The organism is Campylobacter sp. DY7, assembly GCF_057802535.1.
In genome coordinates this window covers 1-7,694 of sequence record NZ_JBYJAU010000026.1, presented here as the reverse complement: position 1 = coordinate 7,694, position 7,694 = coordinate 1, and the positions used below count along the sequence as shown (strand labels likewise).

The window sequence follows — 7,694 nt, the reverse complement described above, 5'->3', positions numbered from 1 at the left end:
CAGAAACACCAACACAACAAGTAGTAAAAGATAATTTTAATGAAAAATATATTAATGCTTTTAATAATGAACTATTAATAAATAAAGATAACAAAGACATTTACAAAGATATTAAAAATAATATTGATATAAACAAAGTTTTGAAATACGCACAAGAACATTATAAAATAAATATAAACGACTATGAGCCAAGCGAGAATAACAAAATTAATAATAAAACAAATAAACAAAAACCTAAAAGCGTAATTGATTTTTTTAACAAAGAATTAGGATTAACATTAAGCGAAAGTATGCAAATATTAACAAAAATATATAAAGAACAATTACAAGAACAACAAAACCAAAAAAACATTAAAGAAATAAAGCAAGATTTAATAAATAATTTACCAAAACAAACTAAAATAACAAATGAAATAAATAATAAAGGTAAAAGAATGTTTTTATCAATTTGTAAAGATGAAAACCCTAACGCATTAAACAAATGGGAGCAAGTAGAAATTAAAAATTATAATGATATTATAAAAGCTATTACTACATATCCATATAGCGTAGCAGTTTATAAAAGTGGTTACAGAAATAGCGATAATGTAGAAAGCTTTAATAATGTATTAATCTATGATATAGACAATGATATAAATAAACCTTATTTGTCAATAGAACAAGCCAAAGATTTATTAAATGAAAATAATATTAACGGATTAATCATTAATAGCAAATCACACAATATAGAGAAAAACGGACACAAAGCCGAAAGATTTAGAATTATAATACCTTTACAAAATCCTTTACAAAATACAGATAAAGAGATATACAGAGAAACACAAAAAATTATAAGCGACAAATTAGGTTTAAATAAATATGCAGATACTAAAGCATTAAATGATAAAGCAAGATTTTATTATAAAACACCTTTAAATAATAATTTAGAATATCATATTATAAAAAATAATGATTATTTAAATATTGCAGAATGTGAAAAACAAGCAATAAATAAAATTAATTATCTAAGAGAACTAAGACAAACAACGGATAATTTAAGAACAAATGAAACTAAAATTAATGATAATTTATTAAGTAAATATAAAAATCAAGATTTAAGAAATTATGTTAATATAATTGATTATCAAGAAATATTAAAGAATGTGGATATAAAAGAACTTATTAAACATTTTGAACCTTTAAAATCCGAGCCTTATAGCGATAGTGAAAATTATTTATACTATAAAACAGATAAGGCAGTTTATAGCATTATATCTAATAATGTAATATATGATTTTAAAAGCGAACAAACATATAATAATATTACATATTTAGAAAAAATGCTAAATACAAATAATCTAACAACTATAAATAATTTTTTAAAAAACAATAATATGGGTGATTATTCTAAATTAAATGATGATGAGATTTACAAAATAATTAATAACAATATGGATAATTTATATAATGTAAATGATATAAAAAATAAAATATCGGAACATTTTAAAATTAATAAAATTACTATCACACAAGAACCAACTATTAAAATCAAAATATTTGATAAAGATTTGGATTTAGGTTTAGAGAATACAAAAATAATTAATGATAATATAAATAATAATATACAAGAGAGAAAAGCAAAACAAGAAAGAGAAAAGCAAGAAAGAGAAAATAAGCGAAGTTTTGGAATGAGAATGTAATAATAAAAAAAGGAGAAAAAATGACAAACATAGAACAATATTCTAAGGAATTATTTACAGAACACGCAAATGAAATTAAAGCAGAAAGAACAGAATTTATTTTACATAATTTAATGCCCTTACCACTCGGTGGCGTGAGTATTTTATCATCTAAGGGGGGAGTAGGAAAAACATTTTTTACTATAAAATGTGCGTTAGATTTAGCAATAAATGAAAATATAAAAATTGCATTATGGCTATCGGAAGACACAAAAGGAGAAATAAAAATAAGAATTAATGATATTGTAAATACAATGAATAATAAACCTTATTTGTCAAATATAGCAATTAATGGAGCAGATAAACAACCTATAAGGGATATATTTAAAAGGGAAAATCAATATTATTTACAACAAGCTTTAAAGGATTATAAATTAGTAGTATTAGACCCTTTAGCAAAATTTTTAACTTGTAATGAAAATGATAATATTGCTATGACTGATTACATATCATCATTAATAGAAATTGCAATTAAAAATAATCAAGCCATATTATTATTACATCATCACACAAAAGAAGATAAGGACGGATTTAGCACAATAAGGGGAGCGAGTGCAATAGTAAATTCCGTAAGATTACATTATTCTTTAAGGTATGATAAAGAGAAAGAAAAGCATATTTTAAAGATTGAAAAAGATAATTTAAACGCAAAGTATTTTTTAGGCGGAGTTGAAGAAAAAGAAATACAAGTTTTTCCTATTAAAGAAAAAGAAGTAACACAAAGAAAACCAATAAAAGGAATTAAATGGAAAACGGAAACAATACAATAAAAGAAGTAGAACAAGATAGAGATAAATTATTATATCCTAATGAACTCCATAACCCCATTTTTATAATGGGGAAAGAATATAAAAATCTATTATTAGATGATATAGGTTTTTATATTGATAGAAGTTGGGGGAATTTAATAATAAAAATAAGACCACCAAAAACACCATTAAATTATTTTGATAATAATGTTTTTATAGCTTTATTACATATTGCTTTAATTGATGATAATAAGCAAATATTAGATAATGGAAAAGGAATACATAATTCAGTAATAGAAACTAAAACAACATATTACCATATAGCAAAGGTTTTAAAATTACACGATAAAGGGGAAACATATAATAAAATAAAAAAATCATTGCAAAAACTTAACCATACAATGATAAGCATAGAGCATAAAGACCATAAATTATATTTTGATAGTTTTCAATTAGTAAAATTATCAGCAGATAAAGAAGGTAATATTTTTACATCTTTACAATTTAATCAATTATTATCTAAAAATATTTTAGGAGAGTTTGAACCAAATTATACATTATTACATATTAATTATTTTACAGAATTAGAAAATAAAGCAAGTAGTATTTTAATACCATATTTAAAAACTTTAACATTTGATAATAAAGCTATAAAATTAACTACTATTTTAAAATATGTTTATGGCTTAGATGATGAAAGTTATAATAATATGACAAGTTCAAATAAAGCTAAAGCATTAAATAATATTATTAACGCATTATTAGAGCTAATAAACAAAGAAAATAAAGAACCAATTATAAATAATATAGAGCTAGTAATTAAAAGTCCTAAAAATGAAAGTTATATAATAGTAAAAAAATAAACCTTATTTGTCAAAAATAAGAATATATTAAGCAAAACATATTAATATAATACAAAATCATTTTTTAAGGAGCAAACAATGGATTTAAATAAACTTGATTTAAGTAGATTAAATAGCATTATTGAAGAAGTTGCTAAAAGACCAAAAAGAGTAAGTAAAGCAACAATTATTTTAGCACAAATGCACGAGCCACTAAAACAAATGTTATTACCAACAGATAAAGGGGGCAAGGATTTTACATTCTCTCAAGTTAGTGCCGTAATTTTAGAATTAACGGGCGAGAAAATAGGCAATCAAGCTATAAGCAAATATGCTAAAGAAGTTTTAGGCATTGAAAGAGTAAGCCCAATAAAGGCAAGAGCAAAACAACAAGCAAACAAGCAAGAGCAAAAGAAGTAATTTAAAAGGGGGTATAAATGAATAATGAAGTAACCCCCATTGATTTAATTTTAAAAATCAATGAAATAAAAAGCGACTTAGAATTATTATCAAACTTAACAAACGAAAAAATAAGAAAAGAAAATTATATTTTTAATGGTCTTAATGATTTAAGTAATAATCTAAATTATAATATTAATGATTTAAACGACAAGGTAAAGAATGTAATTAATAATCAAATAGAAGTTTTATCAATTAGTATTAAAGATACAATCAATGAAATAAAAAGCGATTTAATAACCACCACTAAAAAAGAATTAGAAAAAGATATTAATTATAAATTAGATATTTTAGAAAATGAATTTAAAACAACATATAAAACAATTTTTAATAATGCTTTTAATGATTTAAAAGCTTTTAATAATGATTTGGAAAATAGTAAAAACTTAGACATTTTAAAAACTTGCCATTATAAACTAATAGAAAATCAAAAAGAGATAATAAAAAAACAAGATAGTATAAATGAAAATATATCAAATAAGCTAGATATTTTTAATTATATGTTTAGCTATAAATGGTGGGTTTTACCAACTTTAGGCGTTATAATAGGATTAATTTTAGCAATCTTAATTAATAAATATGTATTAATTAATTACTTTAATTACTATCAAACAGAACAAACAGCCACAGCAATAACAAACTTAAATAAAGTAATAGCAGAACAACAAGCACTAATAAATAAACTACAAAGCCAAGAAATGCAAATTAAAAAATATGATATAGCAATACACGAACAAAACAATAAGGTTTATTTAGCGATAAATAAAAAGAATTATAAAAATAATTTAATAGAAAATGCAAATAAAAATTATAGTTACATTGAATTAATCAAATAGTAGTATAATTAATAAGCCGTGCAAAACACGGCTTAACACTTTTTAACGGAGTTTTATTATGTTCTCACAACATAAAAAGAAAACTCACTTAAAATTATTATACATCAAATTTAGTTGCTTTGCAATAAGATTTGAAATAAAATTAAAATTTTAGGTTGAGTTGTGGGGTTGAAATACCCCACCTCCTTAAAAAGGTTAATAAACGCACAAAAACGCCCCTAAAATCAAAAATATATATTTAGACAATAGAAACTATTACCAAAGCAAAAAAAACGGCTTAAAATCGTTGCTAGAGCTTAAACGAAACTTAAACGGCGAGGGAATTCTCTTTTTATGACAAATAAGGTTTATTAGTATCGGTTGCAAAAATACTTTTTGCTTAAAAAAAGTATTTTTGCCTAAATACTATTTATTAGCATTAAATAGTATTTAATAGGAAAATTTGCAAAATGCCTTAAAGCCTTATTTTATCGGTATTTGAGAGCAAATTTTTTTTGCGTTTTAGTGCCAAAATAGTCGGTATTTAGTGCCAAAATAGTCGGTATTTAGTGCCAAAATAGTCGGTATTTAGTGCCAAAATAGTCGGTATTTTTGTCCCCAAAATAGTCGGTATTTTTGTCCCCAAAATAGTCGGTATTAAAAAAAGCTATCCACATCATTTAAATTTATGGGGCATTTATAAGCGTTTTTTATTGTTTCTTTTATGCTTTCTTTTGTGTATGGTGCTTTAAATGTTAATGACAAATAATTTTCTAATAATTCAAATCCACCCCACATAGTAACAGCACCTATTTTACTCATTACGCATTTTTGCTTATTATTTGCTTGTATATATTCATCATAATTAGCTTTTGTTAATTTGTTTTTATCTACTTTATAGCCTGTTATAATTTCATTCTTATCGTTGATATAAATACCCTTTAGATTATAATGTATATTATCATTTAATAAATCATTATATTTATTTTGCATTTCTTTTATAAAATTAATTAAATCTTGTTCTTTAATCATTATTTAAATCTCCTTTTAAGTAGTTTGTTAATTTATCTAATAATAAGCTACTTAAATCATCATCTAAATTAATATATAAACGCTTGTTATTTTTATTATATCTATCATCATATAAGCGAACATCTACACCTAACGCAGAACATACCCCCTTGATTTTCTCTAATTCTTGCCTATTACAAATTAAACGCATTTGCATATTATATCCTTATTTGTGGTTTTATTTACTTTTTATTATTATAATTATTTTTCGTAAATATTTTAAGTTTAAGTATAGGCACGGCTGTCAATGTTATACGCATACGCTCCTAACATTAACGCCGTGCTTAAAGGGGTTGCCCCCTTTAAAATCCCCCACACCCTACGGCGTAGGGTGTAATTAAAAATTACTTTTACAAGTAATTTTTAATAATGACAAATAAGGTTTTTTATAATGAAAAAAAAATTAATCGCTTTAAGGCTAGATGAGATAACACACGAAACACTTATAAATAAAGCTAATGCAAGTAATAGAAATATAAGCGAGTTTATACGCAATGCAATTTTAACTACACAAATAAGCGTAAATAATACAAAAGACAAAGGCAAATTAATCGGAGCAATTAACAGAGTAGGAAATAATATAAATCAAATAGCACATAATTTAAACATAGCAAAACAAAATAATAATTTAAAGAATGTAGATTATGAAACAATAATAAACCAACTTTATATAATAGAAACAAGTATTAATAAAATACTAAATAAAGATTTTGAATGATAGCAAGAATTACACGCCATAAAAATGGAATTGTAGAATATTTAAAAAAAGGCATTAGAGCAGATAGCAGCTACACAAGACAAGATAAAGATAATGTTATATGTATTTATGGAAATATAAATACATTAGATAAATCAATTAAATATTTAAACGATAATAAAAATTATAAGGATAATTATTTACATATTACATTATCATTTAGTAAAGATGATATAAATAAATTAGATAATATGAGCGAGAAAGAGAGAGAACAAACATTAAAAGATATAACGGAATTATATATTAGACACCACACAAAAGGCTATAATTTAGAAAATGAAGTTATAGCCTATGCAGAAATACACAAACCAAAAATAAAGAAAAACGAAAAAGGATACGAAAGGCTAGAACATATCCATATAGTAATAAGCAGTCAAAACGCATTAAGCAATACAAAAATAATAAATACTTTTGCAAATACTTTTATAGATGATACTTTACAAAGTTATGTAAATAACCTTTACGGATTTGATAACCCAAAAGAACATAAAAGAATAGACAAAAATATAATAACAAAAAAATCAGAATTAAGGGCATATTTTAAAGATAAGTTAAAAGATATTAAAAGCCACGATGAGCTTATAAAATATTTTGAAGTTAATAAGCTAAATTATAAAGAAATAAAAACTAAAAGAAATCATTATTATAAATTAGTTGATTATAATATTAATCTAAGGGGTAGAGATTTTAAGCATTTAGAAACATTAACAGCTAATAAAAATTATATTTATCCACACACACAAACCACGCAAGAACTAGCAAAGATTTTAAATAATTATTATGAAAAAAGAATAAATGAAATAAGCAAAAGGAGAAGTAAAAGAGATACAAAAAAACTAAATGATATATTAAATAATAATAAGCAAGAGCAGACAAAAGAAACAAGTATAAGTATAGATGAAACAAAGAAAGCTATATTATACGAGCATTACAAAAATAAAATTAATTTTGATTTATTAGGTTATAGAACTTTTATTGATGAATATACAAAGCAAGTAAGATTTTTTAATGAAAAGGATAACATAGAAATCAAAGATAATAATAAAACCTTATTTGTCAATTTTAAAGAATGCAAAGACAAAGAAAAAGCCGTTAATAATATGCTAGATTTAGCATTAGCTAAGGGTTGGAAGTTAGATAAATTAAATGTTAGGGGAAGTGATGATTTTAAAAAAGAAGTATATAAACAAATAAAGCAAAGATTAGAACAAGAACAAGAGCAAAGAAAAAAAGCAGAGCAAGAGAAAGCAGAAAAACAAAAAAGAAAGCTTTTAAATGAGAGA

General features: G+C 23.5%; 9 protein-coding genes. 7 read left to right on the top strand and 2 right to left on the bottom strand.

Translation table 11 applies throughout. The features are described from left to right. From AC1B00_RS09500 to AC1B00_RS09480, 5 genes are all read left to right on the top strand, one after another. On the top strand, positions 1-1,679 hold a 1,679-nt coding region (locus AC1B00_RS09500; protein WP_488849486.1), incomplete at its 5' end, for a hypothetical protein. A gap of 20 nt (positions 1,680-1,699) precedes the next feature. Beyond that, positions 1,700-2,488: an AAA family ATPase gene (locus AC1B00_RS09495; RefSeq protein WP_488849484.1), complete on the top strand. Its 789-nt coding sequence runs from the start codon at positions 1,700-1,702 to the stop codon at positions 2,486-2,488. Then, the gene (locus tag AC1B00_RS09490) at positions 2,464-3,330 is read left to right on the top strand and encodes a hypothetical protein (RefSeq protein WP_488849482.1); all 867 of its coding nucleotides are present in this window, start codon (positions 2,464-2,466) and stop codon (positions 3,328-3,330) included. Before AC1B00_RS09495 ends, AC1B00_RS09490 begins: the two co-directional genes overlap by 25 nt. 78 nt (positions 3,331-3,408) lie before the next feature. Continuing rightward, positions 3,409-3,729 (top strand): hypothetical protein, encoded by a 321-nt coding sequence (locus AC1B00_RS09485; RefSeq protein ID WP_488849481.1) that lies wholly within the window; start codon positions 3,409-3,411, stop codon positions 3,727-3,729. A 17-nt stretch (positions 3,730-3,746) separates the two neighbouring features. Beyond that, on the top strand, positions 3,747-4,604 hold the full coding sequence (locus AC1B00_RS09480; protein ID WP_488849480.1) for a hypothetical protein: 858 nt from the start codon (positions 3,747-3,749) through the stop codon (positions 4,602-4,604). A gap of 636 nt (positions 4,605-5,240) precedes the next feature. On the opposite strand, the gene AC1B00_RS09475 is transcribed toward AC1B00_RS09480, so the two are convergent. Both AC1B00_RS09475 and AC1B00_RS09470 read right to left on the bottom strand, forming a co-directional pair. Further along, positions 5,241-5,615, bottom strand: coding sequence for a hypothetical protein (locus AC1B00_RS09475; RefSeq protein WP_488849478.1), 375 nt, complete (start codon positions 5,613-5,615; stop codon positions 5,241-5,243). Beyond that, on the bottom strand, positions 5,608-5,811 hold the full coding sequence (locus AC1B00_RS09470) for a hypothetical protein (protein ID WP_488849477.1): 204 nt from the start codon (positions 5,809-5,811) through the stop codon (positions 5,608-5,610). The genes AC1B00_RS09475 and AC1B00_RS09470 overlap by 8 nt, the downstream gene beginning before the upstream one ends. A 234-nt stretch (positions 5,812-6,045) precedes the next feature. On the opposite strand from AC1B00_RS09470, the gene AC1B00_RS09465 reads away from it, so the two are divergent. Both AC1B00_RS09465 and AC1B00_RS09460 read left to right on the top strand, forming a co-directional pair. Beyond that, positions 6,046-6,372: a plasmid mobilization protein gene (locus AC1B00_RS09465; protein ID WP_488849476.1), complete on the top strand. Its 327-nt coding sequence runs from the start codon at positions 6,046-6,048 to the stop codon at positions 6,370-6,372. Continuing rightward, a partial coding sequence (locus AC1B00_RS09460) for an LPD7 domain-containing protein (protein ID WP_488849475.1) occupies positions 6,369-7,694 on the top strand: 1,326 nt, incomplete at its 3' end. The genes AC1B00_RS09465 and AC1B00_RS09460, both read left to right, overlap by 4 nt.